Origin of the sequence: Micromonospora inositola (assembly GCF_900090285.1) — a bacterium.
In the GTDB taxonomy this organism is placed as follows: domain Bacteria; phylum Actinomycetota; class Actinomycetes; order Mycobacteriales; family Micromonosporaceae; genus Micromonospora; species Micromonospora inositola.
Map to the genome: position 1 here is coordinate 1,129,953 of NZ_LT607754.1, position 24,092 is coordinate 1,154,044.

The following is a 24,092-nucleotide window of genomic DNA, read 5'->3' on the forward strand; positions in this document are numbered from 1 at the left end:
AGCGCTGGCTCGGCATCCGCGGCGATGTTCGGATCTGTTCAATCGTGGCGGATCGTGGTGGAATAGCGGGTGGGCACGCAGAGCGCGGGCACAGCCGACGGCCGTAGGGTGATCACGAACGGCCGCGGCGGGAGCGGCCAGGCAGGAGGAATCCGACGTGAAACTGCTCGTCACCGGCGCCGCCGGCTACATCGGCAGCGTGGTGACCCGGATGCTGCTCGACAACGGCCACGACGTGACGGTCCTGGACGACCTGCGGACCGGCCACCGGGAGGCCCTCGCCCCCGAGGCGACCCACGTCGACCTGCCGATCCACGAGGCCGCCCGGGTGCTCAGCCCGGACGCCGGCTTCGAGGGCGTGCTGCACTTCGCGGCGCTGATCGCCGCCGGCGAGTCGATGGTCAAGCCCGAGCTGTACTGGCACACCAACACGGTCGGCTCGCTCGCCCTGATCGACGCGGTCCGGGCCGCGCGGGTACCCCGGCTGGTCTTCTCCTCCACCGCCGCCGTCTACGGCAACCCCACCGAGCTGCCCATCCCGGAGACCGCCGTCAAGGCCCCCACCAACACCTACGGGGCGACCAAGCTGGCGGTCGACATGGCGCTCACCTCCGAGGCGATCGCCCACGACCTGGCCGCCGTCTCGCTGCGCTACTTCAACGTGGCCGGGGCGTACCTGCACGGCGGCCGGGCGATCGGCGAGCGGCACGACCCGGAGACCCACCTGATCCCGATCGCGCTGGACGTCGCCGCCGGCCGGCGGGAGAAGCTCCAGCTCTTCGGCGACGACTACCCGACCGTCGACGGCACCTGCGTGCGCGACTACATCCACGTCGAGGACCTCGCCCGCGCCCACCTGCTGGCGCTGGCCGCCGCGACGCCCGGCCGGCACCGGATCTACAACCTGGGCAACGGCAACGGCTTCACCAACCGGCAGGTGGTCGAGGTCGTCCGCGAGGTCACCGGGCACCCGCTGCCGGTCGAGGTGGCGCCGCGCCGCGAGGGCGACCCCGCCGAGCTGGTCGCCTCCTCCGCGCTGGCCCGCGAGGAGCTGGGCTGGGTGCCGGCGAAGCCCACCCTGCACGACATGGTCGGCGACGCCTGGGCCTTCTACCGCGCGCACATCCTGGAGCAGCGGTGACCGAGCCGGGCACGCCGGTCGGTGACGTCGCGGAGCGCGCCACCGCCGGCTTCCGGCAGCGGTACGGCGCCGAGCCCGCGGGCCGCTGGGCGGCTCCCGGGCGGGTCAACCTGATCGGCGAGCACACCGACTACAACGACGGTTTCGTGCTGCCGTTCGCGCTGCCGCTGCGTACCGTGGTCGCCGCCGCGCCGCAGGACGGCGAGCGCTGGACGGTCTGGTCGGAGCTCGCCGACTCCCCGGTCGAGTTCGGCGCCACCGAGGCCGACCAGCCCGGCCGGGTCACCGGCTGGGCCGCCTACGTCGCCGGGGTGGTCTGGGCGCTGCGGGCGGCCGGCCACGCCGTGCCCGGCGCCCGGCTCGCGATCGCCTCCGACGTGCCGCTCGGCTCGGGGCTCTCCTCCTCGGCGGCGATCGAGGCGGCGGTGCTCGCCGCCCTCGTCGAGCTGGGCGGGCTGAACCTGCCGGCCGAGCGGCGGCCCCGGCTCGCCCAGCGGGCCGAGAACGACTACGTCGGCGCACCCACCGGGATCATGGACCAGTCCGCGGCGATCCGCTGCCGGGAGGGACACGCGCTCTTCCTGGACTGCCGCACCGAGTCCGTCGAGCAGATCCCGTTCGACCTGGACGCCGCCGGACTGGCCGTGCTGGTGATCGACAGCCGCGCTCCGCACCGGCACGCCGACGGCGAGTACGCCTCCCGCCGGAAGTCCTGCGAGCGGGCCGCCGAGCTGCTCGGGGTGCCCGCCCTGCGGGACGTCTCCCCCGCCGACCTGGACGCCGCGCTGACCCGGCTCGACGACGACGAGATGCGCCGCCGGGTGCGGCACGTGGTGACGGAGGACCAACGGGTGCTCCACACCGTCGCGCTGCTGCGCGCCGGCCGGATCCGCGACATCGGACCGCTGCTGACCGCCTCGCACGCCTCGATGCGGGACGACTTCGAGATCACCGTGCCGGAGATCGACACCGCCGTCGAGGCGGCCCTGGCCGCCGGGGCCCACGGGGCCCGGATGACCGGCGGCGGCTTCGGCGGCTGCGTCCTCGCCCTGGTGGAGGCGTCCTCCGCCGACGCCGTGGCGCGGGCCGTCGTCGAGGCGTACGCCGAGCGCGGCTTCGCCACCCCCGGCACCCTGACGGTTCTCCCGTCCGCCGGCGCCACCCGCCTCGACTGACCCGGCGCCGAAGATCGTCGCGAGTTGCGGCATGGACCGGTGATTCTGCGCCTACGGCGACGGGCGGGTCAGCCGGCCTCGACGATCATCCCGGCGCCGACCGTACGGTTCGTGGTCTCGTCGATGATGACGAAGCCGCCGGTGGTGCGGTTACGGCGGTACTCGTCCGCCAGCAGCGGCACCGTCGTCCGCAGCCGGACCCGGCCGATCTCGTTCAGCTTCAGCTCGGCCGCCGACTCGTCCCGGTGCAGCGAGTTGATGTCCAGCCGGTAGTGCAGTCCCCGGACGATCGCCCGCGCCGAACGGGTGGTGTGCTTGATCGCGTACTTGCCGCCGACGTGGAGCGGGCGGCTCTCGTCCATCCAGCAGACCATCGCGTCGATGTCCTGGGCGACGGTCGGGGCGTTGTGCGGCCGGCAGATCATGTCGCCGCGGGAGATGTCGATCTCGTCGGTCAGCCGGACGGTCACCGACATCGGCGGGAACGCCTCGTCCACCGGTCCGTCGGCCGTCTCCACCGAGGCGATCCGGCTGGTGAAGCCGGACGGCAGCACCATCACCTCGTCACCCGGCTTCAGCACGCCGGAGGCCACCTGACCGGCGTAGCCGCGGTAGTCGGTGACGGTGGTGGACTGCGGCCGGATCACGTACTGCACCGGGAACCGCACGTCGACCAGGTTGCGGTCGCTGGCGATGTGCACCCGCTCCAGGTGGTGCAGCAGCGACGGCCCGTCGTACCAGGGCATGTTCTCCGAGCGGCTGACGATGTTGTCCCCGCGCAGCGCGGAGATCGGCACCACGGTCAGGTCCGGCACGTCGAGCTTCGCGGCGAACGCGGTGAACTCGTCGGAGATCCGCTCGAACACCTCCTGCGACCAGTCCACCAGGTCCATCTTGTTGACGCAGAGGACCAGGTGCGGCACCCGCAGCAGCGAGCAGAGGAACGCGTGCCGGCGGGACTGCTCCACCAGGCCCTTGCGGGCGTCCACCAGGATCAGCGCCAGGTCGGCGGTGGAGGCGCCGGTGACCATGTTCCGGGTGTACTGGATGTGCCCCGGGGTGTCGGCGATGATGAACTTCCGCCGCGGGGTGGCGAAGTAGCGGTACGCCACGTCGATGGTGATGCCCTGCTCCCGCTCGGCCCGCAGGCCGTCGGTGAGCAGCGCCAGGTTGGTGTACTCGTCGCCCCGGGCCGCGCTGACCGCCTCGACCGCGGCGAGCTGGTCGGTGAAGAGCGACTTCGTGTCGTACAGCAGCCGGCCGATCAGGGTCGACTTGCCGTCGTCCACGCTGCCGGCGGTGGCGAAGCGGAGCAGGTCCATCGGCCGGGCGGCCGCCTCGGCGGCCGGGGCCACGGTCTCGGTGCTCATCAGAAGTAGCCCTCCCGCTTGCGGTCCTCCATGGCGGCCTCACTGACCCGGTCGTCGCCGCGGGTCGCGCCGCGCTCGGTGATCCGGGTGGCGGCCACCTCCTCGATGACCTTCTCCACCGTGTCGGCGTCCGATCGGACGGCCGCCGTGCAGGAGGCGTCGCCCACGGTGCGGTAGCGCACCTGGGTCTTGAACCGCTCCTCCCCCGACCGGGGGTGGAAGAACTCGTTGACCGCGTACAGCATGCCGTCCCGATCGACCACCTCGCGCTCGTGCGCGTAGTAGATCGGCGGGAGCGGGATGCGCTCGCGGGCGATGTAGTGCCAGACGTCCAGCTCGGTCCAGTTCGACAGCGGGAAGACCCGGATCGACTCGCCCGGGTGGTGCCGGCCGTTGTAGAGCGACCACAGCTCGGGACGCTGGTTCTTCGGGTCCCACTGGCCGAACTCGTCGCGGAAGCTGAACACCCGCTCCTTGGCCCGGGCCTTCTCCTCGTCGCGACGGGCGCCGCCGAAGAGCGCGTCGAAGCGGTGCTTCTCCACCGCGTCCAGCAGTACCGGGGTCTGGATCCGGTTGCGCATCCCGTCGCCGGACTCGCGGACCATGCCGCTGCCCAGGGCCTCCGGCACGCTTGCCACGACCAGGTGCAGGCCCAGTTCGGCGACCCGCTGGTCGCGGTACTCCAGGACCTCGGGGAAGTTGTGCCCGGTGTCCACGTGCATGACCGGGAAAGGGATGTTGGCCGGGGCGAACGCCTTCTGGGCCAACCGGAGCATGACGATCGAGTCCTTGCCGCCGGAGAAGAGCAGCACCGGGCGCTCCATCTCCGCGACCACCTCGCGCATCACGAAGATGCTCTCCGCCTCGAGCGCGTCGAGGTGGGAGACCTGGTAGAAGCGGGCGCGGGCGGTCATGACACGGTCTCGATGGACGCGGATCCGCTCATGGATTCCAGACCTTTCCGGTCGGATACATCAAGAACAAGCGCTCAGGCTACCCGGAATGCCGCTGCAGCGCTGCAAGCAACCGACTGGCGAGATCCTTGCGGCAGACCAGCAGGTCGGGCAGCCGCGGGTCGGCCTCGTTGTATTTCAGCGCAGAACCATCGATCCGGGAAGCATGCAGTCCGGTGGCCGTCGCCACAGCGACCGGAGCGGCCGAATCCCACTCGTACTGACCGCCGGCGTGGATGTACGCGTCGACCTCACCGGTGACCACAGCGGCGATCTTGGCGCCCGCCGAGCCCATCGGCACCAGATGCGCGCCGACATCCGCTGCCAGATCGGTCAGGAAGACCGGCGGCCGGCTTCGGCTGGCCGCCAACCGGATGGTCCGGGCACCGCCCGAGGTCGCCGCCTCCAACGTCATCGGCGGGTACGCCGGCGGGTAGTCCGTGCCCAGCACCCGGTGCTGCGCCGGCAGGCCCACCGCGCCCGCGACCAGGCCGTGCGGGGTCGGCGCGTGGCGCGCCCAGAGCGCCACGTGCACCGCCCAGTCCGAGCGCCCCTCCTCGGCGAACTCCCGAGTGCCGTCCAACGGGTCGATGATCCAGACCCGGTCGGCGTTCAGCCGGGACACCGCGTCGGTGTTCACCTCGGCCGCCCAGGCCAGCCGGGAGCCCTCGTCCTCCTCGGAGAGCACCGCGTCGGCCGGGCGCCACTTCGCCAACTCGGTACGGATCAGGTCGTGCGAGACCTTGTCCCCGGCCGACTTCAACGCCCCCGCGTCCGCGAAGCCCAGCTCCGCGCGCAGGTTGACCAGCGCCTGCCCGGCCCGCGCCGCCAGCCACCGGGCGAACGCGCCGTCGATCATCGGAGGACTGCCCATGTACCGCTCCCGTCGCCCCGCCGCGACCCGCGTCGTCGGCTCCGCCACGCCAGAAGGCGGAGACTACCGGCCCGGACCGCCCGGACCGGGTACGCCCCGCCCGGGTCAGCCGCCGTGGTAGAGGTTCTGCGTCGGCTCCACGCCGCGGGTGACCACCGACTCCACCACGTCCGCCGCCCGGTCGACCAGGAACTCCAACTCCTTGCGCTCCACCGGGGAGAAGTCCGACAACACGTAGTCGGCCGGGTCCTGCCGCCCCGGCGGCCGGCCGATGCCGAACCGCACCCGGACGTACTCCTTCGTGCCGAGCGACTTCGACATCGACCGCAGGCCGTTGTGCCCGCCCTCGCCGCCACCGCACTTCACCCGCAGCTGCCCGTACGGGATGTCCAGCTCGTCGTGCACCGCGATCACCCGGCCCGGCGGAATCTTGTGGAACTGGGCCAGCGCGGCGACCGGGCCACCGGCGAGGTTCATGTACGTCAGCGGCTTCATCAGCACCAGCTTCGGCCCGCCGAAGCCGAGCCGCCCCTCGGCGACCTCCGCCACCGCGCGCTTGTGCCGGCCGAACTTCCCGCCCACCCGGCCGGCCAGCAGCTCGGCCACCATGAAACCGACGTTGTGCCGGTTACCCGCGTACTCCCGACCGGGGTTGCCCAGGCCGACCACCAGCCACGGCCCCGCCTCGTCCGTCACGCCACGCCCCTCCCGCGCCGCCGCCACCCGACGGCCGTCCCGATACGCCGACAGGCGCCCCCGAACCCCGGGAGCGCCTGTCGCACAGCTTGCGGACCGATCAGGCCTCGGTCTTGGCCTCGGCGCTCTCCTCGCCACCGGCGGTGGCCGGCTCGCCGGCCTCGGCGCCCTCGGCGCCCTCGGCGGTCTCCTCGCCGACCCCGGCCTCGGCCTCCTGGTCGGCGACCTCGACCTCGGGGAGGGTGGCCTCGAGCTGCTCGGCGGTCGGCGCGGCGGTCACCGAGGCGACCGGCAGCTCCGGGTCGACGGCCAGCTCGACACCGGCGGGCAGCTCCACGTCCCCGGCGGTGACCTGCGTGCCGGCCTCGGCGCCCTCGATCGAGGCCTCCAGGTGGTCCGGCACCTTGGTGGCGTCGGCGGTCACCGAGAGGGTGTCGTGGTCGTGCACGATCAGGGTGTCCTTCGCGGCCTCACCGGTCAGCCGGACCGGGACCTCGACGGTGACCTTCTCGCCGCGGCGGACCAGCAGCAGGTCGACGTGCTCGAAGGTGTCCTTGATCGGGTCACGCTGGATCGCCTTCGGCAGCGCCAGCACCTGGGTGCCGTCGCTCACCTCGATCGCGAAGAGCTGGTTGGCGCCGCCCTTGCGGATCGCGGCGGCGAACTCACGCGCCGGGAGCGCGATGTGCTTGGGCTTCTCGCCGTGGCCGTACAGCACGGCGGGCACCTTGCCGGCCCGGCGGGTACGACGGGCACCACCCTTGCCGAACTCGGTACGGGGCTCGGCGCTGATCTTTACCTCGGACACGGGAAAACTCCTGATGCTTCGCTGCGGCGGCTTGTCGTCTGGCGGTGCTGGGCGAGGGGCTCGCTGGGGCTCATGCGTCATGAACGACTGCCCGGAGCACCGCGTCGATGACGGCGCCTCCGTGCGGTGCTTTTCAGCGACCCGCCGGGCACCCTCGCCGTGGCAACCGCACCAGTCTACCCGAGCGGATTCCGAGCTTTCCGGCAGTCCCCACATCACCGTTCCCGTCGACCCGCGGCCGACGGGAACGGCATGGGCGCGCGGCGCTCGCCGCCGCGCGCAAGATCAGCTCAGGCCACCGAAGAGGGTGGTCACCGAGCCGTCGTCGAAGACCTCCCGGATCGCTCGGGCCAGCAGCGGCGCGATCGACAGCACGGTGAGCTTGTCGAGCTGCTTCTCCGGCGGCAACGGCAGCGTGTTCGTCACCACGACCTCGCTGATCGGGCTGTTCTTCAGCCGCTCGGTCGCCGGATCCGACAGCAGGGCGTGGGTCGCGGCGACGACGATCTCAGCCGCGCCGGTCTCCTTCAGGATCTCGGCCGCCTTGGTGATCGTGCCACCGGTGTCGATCATGTCGTCGACGACCAGGCAGACCCGGCCCTCGACCTCACCGACCACCCGGTTCGCCACCACCTGGTTGGGCTTCAGCGGGTCACGGGTCTTGTGGATGAAGGCCAGCGGGCAGCCGCCCAGCCGGTCGGTCCAACGCTCGGCCACCCGCACCCGGCCCGAGTCCGGCGCCACCACGGTCATCGGCCGGCCCGCGTACCTGCGCTCGACGTACTCCGCGAGGATGTCCATCGCGAAGAGGTGGTCCACCGGGCCGTCGAAGAAGCCCTGGATCTGCGCGGTGTGCAGGTCGACCGTGAGGATCCGGTTCGCGCCCGCCGTCTTCAGCAGGTCGGCGATCAGCCGAGCCGAGATCGGCTCCCGGCCGCGGTGCTTCTTGTCCTGCCGCGCGTACGGGTAGAACGGCAGCACCACGGTGATCCGCTTGGCCGAACCGCGCTTCAGCGCGTCGATCATGATCAGGGTCTCCATGACCCAGGTGTTGACCCCGTGCGTCACGGACTGCACCACGAAGGCGTCCGAACCGCGTACCGAGTCCTTGAACCGGACGAAGATCTCACCGTTCGCGAAGTCGTACGAGTCGGAGGGGGTCGGCGCGACGCCGAGCACCTCACCGATCTCCTTGGCCAACTCCGGAAAGCCACGTCCGGAGAAGAGCATCAGGCTCTTGCGGTTTTCGGCGACGATGCTGCCCATGGGCCCGTCTGCTCCCGTTGGTCGGTGGTTCCCGGCGGCGGTGGAGCCGCGGACTATTCGGTTGCAGTATCCCCCGCGCCGGCCGGTCCTCCCACGGTCTCCGGACCCCCGTGGATTGGCTCACCTTCACTTGCGGCGGCGGCCCCGCCCGACGCACCCTCGCGGGCCCGCTGCGCCGCCTCGGCGGCCGGCGTACCAGCCCGCTTGCGCAGCACCCAGCCCTCGACGTTGCGCTGCTGCCCCCGGGCCACCGCCATCGCGCCCGGCGGCACGTCCGCGATGATCACCGACCCGGCCGCGGTGTACGCACCGTCGCCCACCTCGACCGGCGCGACGAACATGTTGTCCGCCCCGGTACGCGCGTGACTGCCGATGGTGGTGTGGTGCTTCCGCACGCCGTCGTAGTTGACGAAGACCGTCGCCGCGCCGATGTTGCTCTGCTCGCCGATGGTCGCGTCCCCCACGTACGACAGGTGCGGCACCTTGGAACCCTCGCCGATCGTGGCCTTCTTGGTCTCCACGAACGTGCCCACCTTGGCCTTGCGGGCCAGCCGCGACTCCGGCCGCAGGTACGCGTACGGCCCGACGGTGGCCTGCGGACCGACCTCCGCGCCCACCGCGTGGCTGCGCACCACGGTCGCGCCCTCGCCCACCGTGGTGTCGATCAGCGTCACGTCCGGCCCGACCACCGCGCCGGCGCCGACCGCCGTCGCACCCTGAAGCTGGGTGTTCTGGTCGAGCACCGCGTCCCGCTCGACGGTCACCGTCACGTCGATCCAGGTGGTGTGCGGGTCGAGGATGCTCACCCCGGTGCGCATCCAGCCCTCGTTGACCCGGTCGCGCAGCAGCCGGCGCAGCGCCGCCAGCTCCACCCGGTCGTTGCAGCCCAGCGTCTCCACGTGGTCCGCGGCGCAGTACACCGCCACCGGCTCACCGGCGTCGCGCAGCAGGCCGAAAACGTCTGTCAGGTACTCCTCGCCCTGTTCGTTGTCGGTGGAGAGCTTGCCCAGCGCGTCGCGCAGCCGCACGACGTCGAAGGCGTAGATGCCGGCGTTGATCTCCCGCAGCGCCCGCTGCTCCGGGGTCGCGTCGCGCTCCTCGACGATCTGCTCCAGCCGCCCGTCGGCGTCCCGCACGATCCGGCCCAGGCCGGTCGGGTCGGGCACCTCGGCGGCGAGCACGGTCGCCGCCGCACCCGCGCCCTCGTGCGCCTCGACGAGAGCGGCGACGGTCTCCGGCCGCAGCAGCGGCACGTCTCCGTTGATCACCACGACGGTGCCGGCGGCGTCCGGCACCGCGTCCAACGCGATCCGCACGGCGTGCCCGGTGCCGAGCTGCTGCGCCTGGAGCACCGGGGTAACCCCGGGGGTGATCTCGGCCAGGTGGGCGCGGACCTGCTCGGCGCCGTGCCCGACCACCACCACGGTGCGGTCCGCGCGCAGCGGCGCGGCCGCAGCCAGCACGTGGCCCAGGAGGGTACGACCGAGCAGCGGGTGCAGCACCTTGGGCAGGGACGACTTCATCCGCTTGCCCTCACCGGCGGCGAGCACGACAACGGTGCGGAGGTGGGGCTGGGGCACGACGTGGCTCCCGTCGGGACGGCGACAGTCTCGCGGCCATGCTAACCAGACCACAAGGCAGGCCGTTGAATACCCCGACAAGGACGCCTGTACCGGAAAACTGCTCGGCCGCCAGGATTCGAACCTGAAACTCAAGAACCAAAATCTTGGGTGTTGCCAATTACACCACGGCCGACTGCAACGCTCGATAGCTTAGCGCCTGCCGCAGGCCGCCACGAGACTCACTCCGGGGCACCGGCCGGCTTGCTGAGGCCGTCCATCACGCCCTCGATCCAGAGATACAGCTCTCGGGCTTTCGGCACCCGCACCACCAGGCACCCTCGGTAGTTGTCCCCGGTGTTGAGACGCGTCGTCTGCGGCTTGTGCCTCTTGAGCGTCGGGCGCTGTAGGCACTCCACGCCGATCCCCAGCTTGTCCGCCCACCATCTCCCGGCCGCTTCGGCGTCGGCGTTCTCATGGATGCTCACCCGGTACCGGAGATCCGTGCGGGATCGCCCGTTCGCCTCGATGAACCTGATGAACAGCTCCACCAGCCGGATGTCACTGTTGGTGAAGATCAAGTCGTACCGCTGGTTCTCAGGCTTGCTCTTGGTGCCCTCACACCAGTAGAGCGCAGCACCGATCAGGAGGATCTCCCGCAGGTCTGCGCTGCCTGCCCAGGCCGCAGCCCGCTGACGTGCCTCCGATTCCCTCAGCAGTCGCTGCTCCCGCCGTTCATCATTCTTGATTCTCCGGAGCGCGGCCGCGTCTACGCGGCGCTTTCGCACACGTTCCGAATCCAGATCGAGCGGCAGGTGCTTCACCCACTGGTACGTGGTCGACTTGCTCACCCCCAGCCGGGCCGCGATGTCGTTCACCGACCAACCTTCAGCCCGGAACGCCACCGCCTCGGCGTGCAGCCCGTCCTTGGCGTTGGGGCGCCGGGTCCACTCTGGGGGCGGAACCCCCCGCAGCAGTTCGTGGACGCGGTTGCGGCCGATGCCGAGGCGGGCCTGGATGTCACGGACGGAGAGCTGCTCCACGACGCGCAGCCGGCGCGCCTCGGCGGCGAGGGGATCGATCACGACCAGCACGTTAGAACGGGCGTACGACAGTCACTCCATTCACGATCGACAGTGTCCCGTGTGATCTAGAACGCCCCCGGTTACGGTGACGTAGGCGTAGCCCGTCCTCGCTGGGAGGTGCCATGTCGACCGCCCTCACCGACCCGAACGCCGCCGGTCCGAAGCCGCTGACCCAGGGCCACCAGTCCCGGGGCATCCTGGTCGCCCTCTGGGCCTTCGTGGTCGTCCCGTTCCTCGCCCTGCTCGCCGCCGTACCGGTCGCCTGGGGCGGCTGGCTGAGTTGGACCGACATCGCCGTGGCCGGCTTCTGGTACGTGCTGTCCGGGCTCGGCATCACCGTCGGCTACCACCGCTACTTCACCCACGGCTCCTTCAGAGCCAAGCCGTGGCTGCGGGTGATGTTGGCCGTCGCCGGCTCGTTCGCCGTGCAGGGCGAGATCATCCAGTGGGTGGCCGACCACCGCCGCCACCACGCCTTCTCCGACCTGGAGGGTGACCCGCACTCGCCGTGGCGGTTCGGGGAGAGCGTCGGTGGGCTGGCCAGGGGCCTGTTCCACGCCCACGTCGGCTGGCTGTTCAACCGGGAGCTCTCCAACCGGGAGCGGTTCGCCCCGGACCTGCTCGCCGACCGGGCGACCCGGCGGGTGGACCGGCTCTTCCCGTTGCTGGTGGTGGTCTCGCTGCTCGGGCCGGCGGCGATGGGCGGGCTGCTGACCTGGTCCTGGTCCGGCGCGCTCACCGCGCTCTTCTGGGGCGGGCTGGTCCGGATCGCGCTGCTGCACCACGTCACCTGGTCGATCAACTCCGTCTGCCACGTCTACGGTGAGCGCCCGTTCGCCGTCCGCCAGGGCGACCGGGCGTCGAACTTCTGGCCGCTGGCGGTCCTGTCGTTCGGGGAGAGCTGGCACAACCTGCACCACGCCGAGCCGACCAGCGCCCGACACGGGGTGCTGCGCGGCCAGATCGACATGTCCGCCCGGGTGATCTGGCTGTTGGAGAAGGCAGGCGCCGCCTGGGCGGTGCGCTGGCCGAAGCCGGAACGCATCACGGCGAAGCTGGTCCGCTCCGAACGGGTCACGGCCGGGCCGGAGCGGCCGGCGCGGTGAAACCGGGCGGTGGGTCGCGCACCCACCTGGCAGGATGGCCGGGTGATCGAGCTTCCACACCGCCGGCAGGTCCGGGGCCGCCAGGGTGCCGGCCGCGGGGTCGGCGAGGTCACGACGTGAGCACGCGCATCCCACGGCAGGGCGTCACCGAGCGCCAGCAAGGTGACAAGATGACACAGGTTCCCGGCAACGACGCCAGCGCCGCGCGGCGGCGGGCCGTCCCGGCGGCGAAGTCCTCCTCCCGGGTACGGATGTCCGCGACGCAGCGGCGCGAGCAGCTGATCTCGATCGCCCGGCAGATCTTCGCGGAACGCGGTTTCGACGCCACCTCGATCGAGGAGGTGGCGGCCCGGGCCCGGGTCTCCAAGCCGGTGGTCTACGAGCACTTCGGCGGCAAGGAGGGGCTCTACGCGGTGGTGGTGGACCGGGAGGTCCGCTCGCTGCTGGAGCGGATCACCAGCGCGCTGACCGCGGGGCATCCCCGAGAGCTGCTGGAGCAGGCGGCGCTGACCCTGCTGACGTACATCGAGGAGGAGACCAGCGGGTTCCGGGTGCTGGTCCGGGAGTCGCCGCTGATGTCGGCGACGGGCAACTTCAGCAGCGTGATGAACGACGTCGCGCACCAGGTGGAGCACATCCTGGGCGCGGAGTTCTCCAGCCGGGGGTACGACCCGAAGCTGGCCGAGCTCTACTCGCAGGCGTTGGTCGGCATGGTGGCGTTGACCGGCCGCTGGTGGCTCGAGGTGCGCAAGCCGCGCAAGGAGACGGTCGCCGCCCACCTGGTGAACCTGGCCTGGAACGGCCTGTCGCACCTGGAGGCGAAGCCGGGACTGATCACGGTCCGCAAGCCGGGCTGAGCTGGGGTTCAGCGGTGGGTCTCGGCGATGGGGTGTTCGCGGCGGCGTCGTTCCTCCTCGGCGTGCTCCGGCGGGCCGACCTTGTCGTAGAGGCCGGTGGCGAGCAGGATCAGCCCGAACACCAGTGACACGATGACGGTGGACATCGAGAAGTTGAGGAAGTTCGCCGACGTCTGGAGCACGGACATCATGAGGATGGCGGTGACCAGGAAGACCGCCCCGGCGGTCAGGTCCATGTAGTGGCCGAGGTTGCCGCGCCGGGACGCTCCGATCATCAGCACGATGCCGAACACCACGGAGACCAGCGAGAAGGCCAGGTTGGTACGGAGTCCGAGCGCGTAGGTGCCGGAGCGGGAGAAGAGCGGGTCGCCCCAGGTCACGGCCACCCCGTACACGCCGAAGACCAGGATGTAGAGCCCGATGAGCCCGGAGAGGACCCGGTAGAGCGGGCGCGCGGGATGGTTCACCGGAAAGTGCGCCATGAGCTCCTCCAGCCAAGTGACCGATTTCGCCACATTGTCCCGCGCTCGAAGAGACCCTGTCCCGAGAAACGCCGAAGGCCCGGCACGAGCCGGGCCTTCGGCAGGACGGGTCGGGCTCCGGCGAAACCCCCGAGCGCAACCAGATAGGACCAGCTCAGAGGACGAGCCGAGCCTTCTCCCAGGCCTCCTGCTCCTCGTCGGTGCCGACCTTGCCGTACATGCCGACCATCAGCAGGACCAGGGAGAGGCCGAGGGTCACGATGACCGTGGCGATGGAGAAGTTGAAGATGTTCGCGTCGGTCCGGATGAAGGCCAGCTCGGCCAGGCCGAGGACCATCAGCGCGTACGCCAGCCACTGGTTGACCGCCACGTCGAGGTTGCGGCCGATGACGGTGCCGGCCAGCATCACGAGCCCGAACAGGACGGCGAGCAGCGAGTAGCCGGTGTTGGTGCCCTGGCCGAGGATCGTGGTGTCGTTCTGGGCGAGGACGTCGTTTCCGGCGCTCGCGATGATGCCGAGCACGCCGAAGACCACGAAGTACAGACCAACGAGCCCGCCGATCGCCCGGTAGATCGGCCGCGCGGGGTGGTTGACGGGGGTGTGGGCCATGTCTGAGTCTCCAAGACCGTTCGGGTGAGGGGTCGGCGACGATTGTCCCGCACGCCGGGCTGTGACCCCGCACACCCCCCACCCGTGTCGACTTCAGCCGGCCGGCAGGTCCTCGGCGAGGGCGAGCCAGGCCTCCTCGGTCCGCTCCCGCTCGGCCCGCAGCTCCTTGAGCTGGGCGTCCAGCTCGGCGACCTTGGCGTAGTCGGTGGCGTTCGCGGCGAGCTGGTCGAGCAGGCTGGCCTCCTTCTGCTCCAGCTTGCCGACCTGCCGTTCCAGCCGGCTCAGCTCCTTCTTCGCCACCCGCACCTCGGCGGCGGACAGGCCCTCGCGGGCCGGGGCGGCCGCGGCCGGGGTGAGGTCGGCGGGTGCCGGGCCGCCGCGCGCGGCGGCCCGGGCCAGGTACTCGTCGACCCCGCCTGGCAGGTGCACCAGCCGCCCGTCACCGAACATCCCGTACGCGGTCTCGGTGACCCGCTCGATCAGGTAGCGGTCGTGGCTGGCCACGATGATCGTGCCGGGCCAGGAGTCGAGGAGGTCCTCCAGCGCGGCGAGCGTGTCGGTGTCCAGGTCGTTGGTGGGCTCGTCGAAGAGGAGCACGTTCGGCTCGCCGGCGAGCAGCCGGAGCATCTGCAGCCGGCGGCGCTCGCCGCCGGAGAGGTCGCTGACCGGGGTCCAGAGCCGCCGGTCGTCGAAGCCGAAGATCTCGGCGAGCTGGGCGGCGGAGACCTCCCGGTCGCCGAGCTGGACCCGGCGGGCGACCTCCTCCACGGCCTCGAGGACCCGCAGGTGCCCGGGGAGTTCGGCCAGCTCCTGGGAGAGGAAGGCCGGCTTGACGGTCGAGCCGGTCGCGAACCGGCCGCCATCGGGACGGGTCACCCCGGCCAGCATCCGCAGCAGGGTGGTCTTGCCGGCGCCGTTGCGACCGAGGACGGCGATCCGATCGCCGGGGCCGACCTGCCAGGTGACGTCGTGCAGGATCTCCTTCGGGCCGGCGTGCAGGGTGACGTCTTCCAGGTCGTACACCTGCTTGCCGAGCCGGGCGGTGGCGAGCCGCTGCAGCGACATGGTGTCGCGCGGCGGCGGCACGTCGGCGATCAGCGCGTTGGCCGCGTCGATGCGGAACCGCGGCTTGGAGGTGCGGGCGGGCGGGCCGCGGCGCAGCCAGGCGATCTCCTTGCGGAGGAGGTTCTGCCGGCGGGCCTCGGTGGCGGCGGCGACCCGTTCGCGCTCGACGCGGGCGAGGGTCCAGGCGGCGAAGCCGCCCTCGTACGCCCGGACGGTCTGGTCGGCGACCTCCCAGGTGGTGGTGCAGACCGCGTCCAGGAACCAGCGGTCGTGGGTGACCACGACGAGCGCGCCCTTGCGGGTGACCAGGTGCTTCGCCAGCCAGTCGACGCCGCCGACGTCGAGGTGGTTGGTGGGCTCGTCGAGGATCAGCAGGTCGGCCTCGCGGACCAGCAGCGCGGCGAGGGCGACTCGGCGGCGCTCGCCACCGGACATCGGGCCGACCGGCTGGTCGAGGCCGAGGTGGGGCATGCCGAGGCCGTCGAGGATGGCGCGGACGCCGGCGTCGCCGGCCCATTCGTGCTCGGCACCCATGCTCTCGCCGAGCCAGGCGGTGCCGAGCACCACGTCCCGGACGGTGGCCTCGGGGGCCAGGGTGAGACTCTGCGGCAGCCAGGCGACGCGCAGGTCGCGGCGGTGGGTGACCCGGCCGTCGTCGGGCTCCTCCTGCTTGGTGAGCAGCCGCAGCAGGGTGGACTTGCCGGCGCCGTTGAGGCCGACCACGCCGATCCGGTCGGCGTCGTCGAGGCCGAGCGAGACGTCGGTGAGCAGCGGCCCGGCGGCGCCGTACCCCTTGGACACCCGGTCCAGGTTGACGATGTTGGCCACGACCTCACCTACCTCCCATGATCAAGGCGTCCCGGTGCCGGGGGGGCACGTGGGACGCCTGCGATGTTTCAGGGTACGCGGACACCTGGCTGATCGGCCGAGGGCCGGGCCCTCGGGAGTCAACCAGCCTCGGCGTCCGCTTGTTCCGTCGACCGCGGCGTGACGTACCCACCGCGCCCGCCGCTGGACGGCGGCCGGCCCGGGCAGGCCCGATGACGCGGGGCCAGGGCGGCCCCCGGCGGCTCAGACGATGCGGGCGCCGGCGACCGGGCCGTGGGCGACCCGGGCCTCCCGGCACACCTCGGCGGCCTCCAGGTCGGCGGCGATCCGCCCGGCGTGGGCCTCGTCGGTGGCGAGGAAGACGCAGGTCGGGCCGGAGCCGGAGACGAGGCCGGCGAGCGCCGCGGCCGCCTCCCCCGCCTTCAGGGTGTCGGCCAGCGCCGGGCGCATGCTCAGCGCGGCGTCCTGCAGGTCGTTGCCGAGGGCGGCGGCGAGCACCCGCGGGTCGCGCTGGCGCAGCGCGCCGAGCAGCGCGTCGGTGCTGCCCAGCGGCTCGCCCGCGGTGCCGGCGTCGCGGAGCCGGTCCAGCTCGCGGTAGGCGGCGGGGGTGGAGAGGCCGCCGTCGGCGATCGCCACCACCCAGTGCCAGGAGGTGGGGCGGGCCAGCACGGGGCTGACCGCCTCGCCCCGGCCGGTGCCGAGCGCGGTGCCGCCGTGGATCAGGAACGGCACGTCGGAGCCGAGGTCGGCGGCGATGCCGGCCAGTTCGTCGCGGGACAGCCCGGTGCCCCAGAGGGCGTCGCAGGCGACCAGGGCGGCGGCCGCGTCGGCGCTGCCGCCGGCCAGCCCGCCGGCGAGCGGGATCTGCTTGCGCAGGTGCAGCCGGGCGTGCGGCGGGACGCCGGCGTACCCGGCGAGGGCGTGGGCGGCCCGGATCACCAGGTTGGTGTCGTCGAGGGCCAGCTCGCCGGCCCCCTCCCCCTCCATGGTGAGGGTGAGGGTGTCGCCCCGCCGCGCGGTCAGCTCGTCGTAGATCGAGATCGCGTGGTAGACGGTGTTCAGCTCGTGGTAGCCGTCGCGGCGCAGCGGGCCCACCCCGAGGTGCAGGTTGACCTTGGCGGGCACCCGGACCTTGACCGGGCCGCTGGCCCCGCGCCGCCGCTGCTCGTCCTCGTCGTCCGGTCGCCAGGCCTCGGTCACGGGGCGATGTCCCGCAGGCGCAGGCGGATGTCGAACGGCTTCTCCACGATCAACTCCTCGGCGGGGTCGGGCAACGGCGCCAGCCTACTGCGCGGCCGGCGTGGCGGTCGGGGCCGACGCGGCGATGGCGGCGAACTGGTCCACGGTGAGTGACTCTCCGCGGGCGCCGGGGTCCACCCCGGCGGCGGTGAGCGCGGCGGCGGCCCGGTCCGCGCCACCGGCCCAGCCCGCGAGGGCGGCGCGCAGGGTCTTGCGGCGCTGCGCGAACGCCGCGTCCACCACGGCGAAGACCGCCTCCCGGGCGACATCGGCGCGGGGCGGCTCGCGGCGGGTGAAGGCGACCAGGCCGGAGTCGACGTTCGGCACCGGCCAGAACACGTTCGGCGGAACCTTCCCGGCGGCCCGGGAGCGGGCGTACCAGGCGAGCTTGACCGACGGGATGCCGTACACCTTGGAGCCGGGACCGGCGACGAGCCGGTCGGCGACCTCCTTCTGCACCATCACCAGGCCGTGCCGGAGGGTGGGCAGCTCGGCGAGGAGGTGCAGCACCACCGGCACCGCGACGTTGTAGGGCAGGTTGGCCACCAGCGCGGTGGGCGCCGGCTCGGCCAGTGCGGCGGCGCGGACGCGCAGCGCGTCGGCGTGGTGCACGGTGAGCCGGGCGGCGTCCGGGCCGGCGAACCGGGCGGCGGTCTCCGGCAGCGCGCCGGCCAGCGTCGGGTCGATCTCGACGACGTGCACGTGCGCGGCGACCGGGAGCAGGGCCAGGGTGAGCGAGCCGAGCCCGGGGCCGACCTCCAGCGCCACGTCTTCCGGGGCGAGGCCGGCGGCGGTGACGATCCGGCGCACGGTGTTCGGGTCGTGCACGAAGTTCTGGCCGAGCTTCTTGGTGGGCGCGACGCCGAGGCGGGCGGCGAGTTCCCGGATCTCCGCCGGGCCGAGGAGACCGGTCATGCTCCGCAGCGTAGCGGCGGGTTCCGGTCCGCTCACCACGGGCCGAAGACGCGGTCGCCGGTCGCCGAGATGGCGGCGCAGAGCTCCTCCAGGTCCGCGCCGGTGGTCCCGGCGAGCGACCGGACCGTCAGCGGGATCAGGTACGACGCGTTCGGCCGTCCCCGATGCGGCATCGGGGTCAGGTACGGCGCGTCGGTCTCCACCAGGATCTGGTCGAGCGGGGTGAGCGCGGCCGCCTCCCGCAGCGCCCCGGCGCTGCCGAAGGTGACCGTGCCGGCGAAGCTGAGCAGGTAGCCCCGCCGGACGCACTCGGCGGCGAACTCGGCGTCGCCGGAGAAGCAGTGCAGCACCACGGTGTCGGGGGCGCCCTCGTCGTCGAGGATGCGCAGCACGTCGGCGTGCGCGTCCCGGTCGTGGATGACCAGCGCCTTGCCGTAGCGCTTGGCGATGGCGATGTGCGCGCGGAAGCTCTCCTCCTGTGCGGCCCGCCCCTCGTCGCCGGTACGGAAGAAGTCCATCCCGGTCTCGCCGACGCCCCGGACCCGGTCCCGGCCGGCAAGGGCCTCGATCTGGCGCAGCGCCTCGTCGAGGTCGGCCAGCCGGGGCGCCTCGTTCGGGTGCAGCGCGACGGTGGCGACCACCGCGCCGTACTTCTCGGCGACGTCGGCGCCCCAGCCGGAGGAGTCGACGCCGACGCCGACCTGGACCAGCCGGTCCACGCCCACTCCGGCGGCCACCTCAATCGCCGCGGCGACCGGGTCGTCGGCGGGTCGCCCGCTTGAGTCGCCGTTTTGCTCGCGACTGCGGGGCTCGCAACCCCGGCTCTCTCCTCGCGCTCGCGGGGGCACGCCGTATTCGCTGACGGTGATGTCGAGGTGGGTGTGGCTGTCCAGCACGGGCCGGGGCAGCGCCTCCGGGGCGGGCGGGAACTCCCCTGCCCGGCGGGCGGCGCGCTGCTTGCGGGATTCGGTCTGCTCGGTCATCGCGGCCAGCATCACACACGGAACCGCGGTCGCGTTCCCGGACCGCCACCGACTGTTCACCTGCGCAACATGTGTCACGCTTAGCGTCCTGGTGGTGACCGTCACCCCTCAGGCCAGCGGTACCGCGTCGGAGCGGGCCGGGCTGCACGTGACGTACGACGGCCGCGTCCACCCGGCGGAGGAGATCGCCCGGGGCGCGGCGTACGAGCTGTTCAGCGCGGACGAGGTGCCCGGTTTCGAGCGGGCGCCCCGGGGCGCCACCTACCGGTGGCGGAAGTTCGTGCACGTCACCGAGGTGACGGCGGTGCACGGGTCGACCGAGCCCACCGAGGAGGCGGAGTCGCCGCTGCTGATGCCGGTGCACCGGGAGCGGGGGTGGGCGCAGCTGCACCAGCTCAGCCAGCAGCCCGCCGCGGCCGGCGACCGGGTGCTCGCCGCGGTCCGCGCCTCGGCGGTGATCCGGCCGGGCACCCGGATGGTCAAGGTGCTCTCCGCCCGCCAGCTCGGCGGATACGTGCGGGGTTGGCTGCCGCACGGCTTCTGCTACCGGGAGCACGACGTCGCCCACCTGCGGACACCGGCGGGGATGGCGGTGCTGCGGGGGGACGGCGAGGGCGGCCGGGACGGCACCGACGTGGCGTACGCGCTGCGCTGGCGGGCGGGCGGCCCGGAGGACTACGACGTGCCGGTCGGCGCGGGGCACCGGGGCCTGACCGCCCTGCCGCCGCGGGACCGGCTCGGGCCGCCGGTGCTGGGCACCGGGTTCGTGCCGAGCAACGCCCAGTTCATCCCGGAGTTCATCACCCGGGACTTCGCGGACCTGCCGATGCCGGCCAACGCCACCCTGCTCGCCTACCCGGCCGAGGGGGTGGAGGTGGTGCTCTACACCTACCAGGCGGAGCAGCGCGGCTGGCTGCGCATGGTCGGCCCGCAGTGGCGGCACCTGCTCGCTGCGGTGCCCGGCCTCTCCCCGGACCAGGAGTACGTGCCGACCGGCGACGCGCCGCGCTCCACCCAGCTCGTCGGCGCCTACGCCGGCAGCGAGTACGAGGCGGTGGCCGATCAGCCCGGCGGGTTCCGGGTGCTGGCGATGACCCGTGCGGCCCGCTACCCGGTGGACGCGGCGGCCCGCCGGCTGCGCCATGCCACCTGGCGCGGCGTGCCCTGCCTGGTGCTCCGGGAGGAGGCGGGCTGGCTGCGGCTGCGGCTGTGCCGCCCGGATGCGGACGCGGTGGCGACGACCGGGGCACAGTGCCACGAACGGGGCGTCTACGAGGCCTGGGCGCCGGGCGCCGAGCTGACCGACGACCGGGTGGTGGACCTGCCCTATCCGGTGGAATAAAGGGGAGCGGCCCGGGAATGCGCGGCACGACCGAGACGCCGCGCATCAGGAGACGACCATGCCCTTCATCACCGTGGGGACGGAGAATTCCGCCCCCATCGATCTGTACTACGAGGATCACGGCTCCGGGCAGCCGGTGGTGCTCATCCACGGCTTCCCGTTCAACGGAGCAACCTGGGAGAAGCAGACCAACGCGCTGCTCGACGCCGGGTACCGGACGATCACGTACGACCGTCGCGGCTTCGGCGCGTCCGCCCAGCCGGCCTTTGGGTACGACTACGACACGTTCGCCGCCGACCTGGACGTGCTGATGACCGAGCTGGACTTGCGCAACGTCATCCTGGTCGGGCACTCGATGGGCACCGGCGAGGTGACCCGCTACCTGGGGGCGTACGGCTCGGGGCGGGTGGACCGGGCGGTGCTGCTGGCCCCGCTGGCGCCGTACCTGCTGAAGACCGCGGACAACCCGGAGGGGGTCGACAAGAGCCTCTTCGACGGCTTCCAGCAGGCGATCCGCGACGACCGGTTCGCCTATCTCACCCAGTTCTGCAACGCGTTCTTCAACTATGAGGAGAACAAGGGCAAGCTGGTCAGCGAGGAAGCGTTCCGGGGGCACTGGGAGATCGGCGCGCGGGCGTCGGCGAAGGGCACCCATGACTCCGTGACGGCCTGGCTGAGCGACTTCCGGGGTGACCTGCCGCGCATCGACGTGCCGGTGCTGATCGTGCAGGGCGACAAGGACGCGGTGCTGCCGTACCCGAAGACCGGGCAGCGGTTGCAGGGGATGCTGCCGAACAGCCACTTGGTGACGATTCCGGGCGCGCCGCACGGCATCCCGTGGACGAACCCCGAGCAGGTCAACAAGGCGATCATGGAGTTCATCAGCGCGCCGTCCATGGCCCGCGCATGACCCGCCGCCAGCATGGCCGCGGCCCCCGGGAAACCCGGGGGCCGCGGCCGTGGTCGGTTCGGGCTCAGCCGGCGAGCCGGGCCAGCTCCTCGTCGACGATGGACGGGTCGAGCTTGCGGAAGACGGGCTTCGGCGCCGCGAGGGGCCGGCCGGCCTCCAGCGGTACGGACTCCCAGCGCGCGCCGACGGTGTAGTCGCCGGTCAGCACCGGGTACGCCGGCCCGCCGTCGAGGTCCTCCACCGCCACGATCGAGGGCATCGGCGCGTGCACTCCGGTGCCGCCGAGCAGCTCGTGGACCTGCTGCGCGGAGTGCGGCAGGAACGGGGTGAGCAGCGTGTTGGCGTCGCTGACCACCTGGAGGGCGACGTGCAGGATGGTGCCCATCCGCGGCTTGTCCGCCTCGCCCTTGAGCTTCCACGGGGCCTGCTCGGAGAGGTACCGGTTCGCCTCGGCGACCACCTTCATCGCCTCGCCGATGGCCTGCTTCTGCCGGTGCTTGGCGATCAGGTCGCCGACGACGGCGAAGCCGGCCCGGGCGGTCGCGAGCAGCGCCTCGTCGGCCTCGGTGAGCCCGGCGGGATCGACCGGCGGGATCGCGCCGAAGTTCTTCGCCGCCATCGAGACGGACCGGTTGACCAGGTTGCCCCAGCCGGCGACCAGCTCGTCGTTGTTGCGGCGGAGGAACTCGGCCCAGGTGAAGTCGGTGTCGTTGCTCTCCGGGCCGGCGACGGCGATGAAGTAGCGCAGCGCGTCGGCGTCGTACCGCTCCAGGAAGTCCCGGACGTAGATGACGACCTTGCGGGACGAGGAGAACTTGCGCCCCTCCATGGTCAGGAACTCGCTGGAGACCACCTCGGTGGGGAGGTTGAGCCGGCCCAGTCCGCCCGGCTCGCCGTCCCGGCTGCCCTCGCCGGAGTAGCCGCTGAGCAGCGCCGGCCAGATCACCGAGTGGAAGACGATGTTGTCCTTGCCCATGAAGTAGTAGCCCCGGGCGTCCTTCCCCTCAGCGTCGGCGGACCACCACTTCCGCCAGGCCTCCGGATCACCGGAGCGGCGGGCCCACTCGATGGAGGCGGACAGGTAGCCGATCACCGCGTCGAACCAGACGTAGATCCGCTTGTCGGTGCGGTCCCGCCAGCCCTCCAACGGGATGGGCACGCCCCACTCCAGGTCGCGGGTGATGGCCCGGGGCTGGAGGTCGTCGAGCAGGTTCCGCGAGAAGCGCAGCACGTTCGGGCGCCAGCCCTCCCGGGTGTCCAGCCACTGCCGCAGCACGTCGGCGAGGGCGGGCAGGTCCAGGAAGAAGTGCTCGGTCTCGACGAACTTCGGGGTCTCCCCGTTGATCTTCGACTTCGGGTTGATCAGGTCGATCGGGTCGAGCTGGTTGCCGCAGTTGTCGCACTGGTCGCCGCGGGCGCTGTCGTAGCCGCAGATCGGGCAGGTGCCCTCGATGTACCGGTCGGGCAGGGTCCGGCCGGTGGACGGGGAGATCGCCCCCATGGTGGTCTTGGGGACGATGTAGCCGTTGCGGTACATCCCCTCGAACAGCTCCTGCACCACGGCGTAGTGGTTGCGGGTGGTGGTCCGGGTGAACAGGTCGTAGGAGAGACCGAGGCCGTGCAGGTCCTCGACGATCACCCGGTTGTACCGGTCGGCCAGCTCGCGCGGGGTGACCCCCTCGGCGTCGGCCTGCACCTGGATCGGCGTGCCGTGCTCGTCGGTGCCGGAGACCATGAGCACGTCGTGACCGGCCATTCGCATGTACCGGGCGAAGACGTCGGAGGGAACGCCGAATCCGGAAACGTGGCCGATGTGGCGCGGGCCGTTGGCGTAGGGCCAGGCGACCGCGGCGAGAACGTGACTCATGACCAGCAAGCCTAGTGACCGCTGCCGGGCTGCCGCGAACCAATAGGCCGGCCGGGGTGGCGGGTGGCTCTCGCCGCCGCCTGGTGACCGCCGGCGGTCAGCTGTGCACGACGCCGTAGACCTCGCGACGCCGCAGCCCGTACTCGGTCGCGACCTCGGTGATGGCGTCCCGCCGGGACAGCCCGGCGGACTCCCGCTCGGCCACCGCCGCGCGGAGCGTGTCGTCGTCGGGCCGGGCCGCCGGGGCGGGCGGCGCGCCGGCCACCACCAGGGTGATCTCGCCCCGGGGCTCGCCCTCGGCGGCCCAGTCGGCCAGCTCGCCCAGCGGCCGGCGGACCACTTCCTCGTACGTCTTGGTCAGCTCCCGGCAGAGCGCGGCGGGCCGGTCGGGGCCGAAGGCGGCGGCCAGGTCGGCGAGCGCGCCGGTGATCCGGTGCGGGGCCTCGAAGAGCACCAGGGTGCGTTCCTCGGCGGCCAGGGCCCGCAGCCGGGACCGGCGGGCGCCCGGCGAGCGGGGCAGGAAGCCCTCGAAGCAGAACCGGTCGCTGGGCAGCCCGGACAGCGCCAGGGCGGTGGTCACCGCACTGGGTCCGGGGGCGGCGGTGACCGGGACGCCGGCGTCGAGCGCGGCCCGGACCAGCCGGTAGCCGGGGTCGGAGACGCTGGGCATGCCGCCGTCGGTGACCAGGGCGACCACGTACCCGGCGGTGAGCACCTCGGCCAGCTCCGGGGTGCGGCGCTCCTCGTTCCCCTCGAAGTAGGAGACGATCCGGCCGGGGACCGTGACGGCCAGGTCCCGGGCCAGCCGGGTGAGCCGCCGGGTGTCCTCGGCGGCGACCACGTCGGCGGTGGCGAGCACCTCGCGGAACCGGGCCGAGGCGTCGGCCGGGTTGCCCAGCGGCGCGCCGAGCAGAATAAGCCGCCCTACCTCGGACATTTCACCCACGAATGGCGCTCCTTC

General features: G+C 72.4%; 22 protein-coding genes and 1 tRNA gene. 6 read left to right on the plus strand and 17 right to left on the minus strand.

The annotated features are described in order from the left end of the window. Window positions 1-157 precede the first annotated feature (157 nt). Window positions 158-1,141, plus strand: a complete 984-nt coding sequence (gene galE / locus GA0070613_RS05280; protein WP_089011270.1) for a UDP-glucose 4-epimerase GalE — start codon at window positions 158-160, stop codon at window positions 1,139-1,141. Beyond that, window positions 1,138-2,316, plus strand: a complete 1,179-nt coding sequence (gene galK / locus GA0070613_RS05285; RefSeq protein ID WP_089011271.1) for a galactokinase — start codon at window positions 1,138-1,140, stop codon at window positions 2,314-2,316. The genes galE and galK overlap by 4 nt, the downstream gene beginning before the upstream one ends. Before the next feature lie 68 nt (window positions 2,317-2,384). Here the strand turns inward: galK and cysN are convergent, their stop codons facing one another. From cysN to GA0070613_RS05330, 9 genes are all read right to left on the minus strand, one after another. Continuing rightward, entirely contained in the window at window positions 2,385-3,686 is a 1,302-nt protein-coding gene (gene cysN / locus GA0070613_RS05290) for a sulfate adenylyltransferase subunit CysN (protein WP_089011272.1), read from the minus strand. After that, the gene (cysD, locus tag GA0070613_RS05295; protein ID WP_089011273.1) at window positions 3,686-4,600 is read right to left on the minus strand and encodes a sulfate adenylyltransferase subunit CysD; all 915 of its coding nucleotides are present in this window, start codon (window positions 4,598-4,600) and stop codon (window positions 3,686-3,688) included. The genes cysN and cysD overlap by 1 nt, the downstream gene beginning before the upstream one ends. A 79-nt stretch (window positions 4,601-4,679) precedes the next feature. Further along, window positions 4,680-5,513 (minus strand): inositol monophosphatase family protein, encoded by an 834-nt coding sequence (locus GA0070613_RS05300; RefSeq protein ID WP_089011274.1) that lies wholly within the window; start codon window positions 5,511-5,513, stop codon window positions 4,680-4,682. A 105-nt stretch (window positions 5,514-5,618) separates the two neighbouring features. Beyond that, the gene (pth, locus tag GA0070613_RS05305; RefSeq protein ID WP_089011275.1) at window positions 5,619-6,209 is read right to left on the minus strand and encodes an aminoacyl-tRNA hydrolase; all 591 of its coding nucleotides are present in this window, start codon (window positions 6,207-6,209) and stop codon (window positions 5,619-5,621) included. A 100-nt stretch (window positions 6,210-6,309) separates the two neighbouring features. After that, window positions 6,310-7,017, minus strand: a complete 708-nt coding sequence (locus GA0070613_RS05310) for a 50S ribosomal protein L25/general stress protein Ctc (protein ID WP_089011276.1) — start codon at window positions 7,015-7,017, stop codon at window positions 6,310-6,312. Window positions 7,018-7,302: 285 nt separating this feature from the next. Continuing rightward, on the minus strand, window positions 7,303-8,283 hold the full coding sequence (locus GA0070613_RS05315; protein ID WP_089011277.1) for a ribose-phosphate diphosphokinase: 981 nt from the start codon (window positions 8,281-8,283) through the stop codon (window positions 7,303-7,305). A 53-nt stretch (window positions 8,284-8,336) separates the two neighbouring features. Then, window positions 8,337-9,863 (minus strand): bifunctional UDP-N-acetylglucosamine diphosphorylase/glucosamine-1-phosphate N-acetyltransferase GlmU, encoded by a 1,527-nt coding sequence (glmU, locus tag GA0070613_RS05320; RefSeq protein WP_089011278.1) that lies wholly within the window; start codon window positions 9,861-9,863, stop codon window positions 8,337-8,339. A gap of 103 nt (window positions 9,864-9,966) precedes the next feature. Further along, window positions 9,967-10,038, minus strand: a tRNA-Gln gene (locus GA0070613_RS05325). 46 nt (window positions 10,039-10,084) lie between these two features. Beyond that, window positions 10,085-10,927 carry a helix-turn-helix domain-containing protein gene (locus GA0070613_RS05330; protein WP_089015763.1) on the minus strand — a complete coding sequence of 281 codons (843 nt, stop codon included), beginning with the start codon at window positions 10,925-10,927 and terminating at the stop codon, window positions 10,085-10,087. A gap of 122 nt (window positions 10,928-11,049) precedes the next feature. On the opposite strand from GA0070613_RS05330, the gene GA0070613_RS05335 reads away from it, so the two are divergent. Beyond that, entirely contained in the window at window positions 11,050-12,033 is a 984-nt protein-coding gene (locus GA0070613_RS05335; RefSeq protein ID WP_089011279.1) for an acyl-CoA desaturase, read from the plus strand. A 170-nt stretch (window positions 12,034-12,203) separates the two neighbouring features. Continuing rightward, window positions 12,204-12,890 carry a TetR/AcrR family transcriptional regulator gene (locus tag GA0070613_RS05340; RefSeq protein WP_089015764.1) on the plus strand — a complete coding sequence of 229 codons (687 nt, stop codon included), beginning with the start codon at window positions 12,204-12,206 and terminating at the stop codon, window positions 12,888-12,890. An 8-nt stretch (window positions 12,891-12,898) separates the two neighbouring features. On the opposite strand, the gene GA0070613_RS05345 is transcribed toward GA0070613_RS05340, so the two are convergent. The 6 genes from GA0070613_RS05345 to GA0070613_RS05370 form a co-directional block, all read right to left on the minus strand. Continuing rightward, window positions 12,899-13,372 (minus strand): DUF4383 domain-containing protein, encoded by a 474-nt coding sequence (locus GA0070613_RS05345; RefSeq protein ID WP_089011280.1) that lies wholly within the window; start codon window positions 13,370-13,372, stop codon window positions 12,899-12,901. Between the two features lie 154 nt (window positions 13,373-13,526). Beyond that, entirely contained in the window at window positions 13,527-13,982 is a 456-nt protein-coding gene (locus tag GA0070613_RS05350; protein WP_089011281.1) for a DUF4383 domain-containing protein, read from the minus strand. 93 nt (window positions 13,983-14,075) lie between these two features. Continuing rightward, window positions 14,076-15,875, minus strand: coding sequence for an ABC-F family ATP-binding cassette domain-containing protein (locus GA0070613_RS05355; RefSeq protein ID WP_089011282.1), 1,800 nt, complete (start codon window positions 15,873-15,875; stop codon window positions 14,076-14,078). 243 nt (window positions 15,876-16,118) lie between these two features. Next, window positions 16,119-17,075 (minus strand): 4-(cytidine 5'-diphospho)-2-C-methyl-D-erythritol kinase, encoded by a 957-nt coding sequence (locus GA0070613_RS05360; protein WP_089011283.1) that lies wholly within the window; start codon window positions 17,073-17,075, stop codon window positions 16,119-16,121. Window positions 17,076-17,159: 84 nt separating this feature from the next. Then, complete coding sequence (gene rsmA, locus GA0070613_RS05365) at window positions 17,160-18,029, minus strand: 16S rRNA (adenine(1518)-N(6)/adenine(1519)-N(6))-dimethyltransferase RsmA (protein WP_089011284.1); 870 nt, start codon at window positions 18,027-18,029, stop codon at window positions 17,160-17,162. Between the two features lie 32 nt (window positions 18,030-18,061). Continuing rightward, window positions 18,062-19,024, minus strand: coding sequence for a TatD family hydrolase (locus tag GA0070613_RS05370; RefSeq protein WP_089015765.1), 963 nt, complete (start codon window positions 19,022-19,024; stop codon window positions 18,062-18,064). Window positions 19,025-19,106: 82 nt separating this feature from the next. On the opposite strand from GA0070613_RS05370, the gene GA0070613_RS05375 reads away from it, so the two are divergent. Next, entirely contained in the window at window positions 19,107-20,354 is a 1,248-nt protein-coding gene (locus GA0070613_RS05375) for a hypothetical protein (RefSeq protein WP_089015766.1), read from the plus strand. Between the two features lie 58 nt (window positions 20,355-20,412). Further along, the gene (locus GA0070613_RS05380; RefSeq protein ID WP_089011285.1) at window positions 20,413-21,264 is read left to right on the plus strand and encodes an alpha/beta fold hydrolase; all 852 of its coding nucleotides are present in this window, start codon (window positions 20,413-20,415) and stop codon (window positions 21,262-21,264) included. A gap of 64 nt (window positions 21,265-21,328) precedes the next feature. On the opposite strand, the gene metG is transcribed toward GA0070613_RS05380, so the two are convergent. Both metG and rsmI read right to left on the minus strand, forming a co-directional pair. Further along, window positions 21,329-23,131, minus strand: a complete 1,803-nt coding sequence (metG, locus tag GA0070613_RS05385) for a methionine--tRNA ligase (protein WP_089015767.1) — start codon at window positions 23,129-23,131, stop codon at window positions 21,329-21,331. A gap of 97 nt (window positions 23,132-23,228) precedes the next feature. Beyond that, window positions 23,229-24,068, minus strand: a complete 840-nt coding sequence (rsmI, locus tag GA0070613_RS05390) for a 16S rRNA (cytidine(1402)-2'-O)-methyltransferase (RefSeq protein WP_408630988.1) — start codon at window positions 24,066-24,068, stop codon at window positions 23,229-23,231. Between the last annotated feature and the right edge of the window lie 24 nt (window positions 24,069-24,092).